This is a genomic window from Rhizobium sp. FKY42 (assembly GCF_005222835.1).
Lineage (GTDB): Bacteria > Pseudomonadota > Alphaproteobacteria > Rhizobiales > Rhizobiaceae > Neorhizobium.
On the sequence record NZ_STGA01000059.1, the window covers coordinates 48,935 to 49,207 of the forward strand.

The following is a 273-nucleotide window of genomic DNA, read 5'->3' on the forward strand; positions in this document are numbered from 1 at the left end:
GTTAGATGCGCTCGGCGGTGTCAATGACATCAGCACCCTCTCTTTCCACGATCAGCGTCAGCAGATCGCCGCGCAGGGTATGATCATTCATGGGCCGCAGCGTGCGCCCCGGCACGATGGGCACAGGCCGCGCCAGCCGAACCGAGTATTCCGCATCCGGCTCATAGGTTGGCGCGGGCGTCGATGGTGTCTTTGCCATGGGATTTCCTCAGAGCGCGTGCATGGAGATATCTTCGACGAAGGTGGTTTTCACCACGTTCGACGTGCCGAAGG

Annotated in this window: 1 protein-coding gene; it reads right to left on the reverse strand. The window is 60.8% G+C overall.

Annotated elements, in window-relative coordinates; all coding sequences use genetic code 11:
* Position 1 precedes the first annotated feature (1 nt).
* Positions 2 to 199, reverse strand: coding sequence for a hypothetical protein (locus tag E8M78_RS19385; RefSeq protein WP_137136614.1), 198 nt, complete (start codon positions 197 to 199; stop codon positions 2 to 4).
* Positions 200 to 273: the final 74 nt, after the last annotated feature.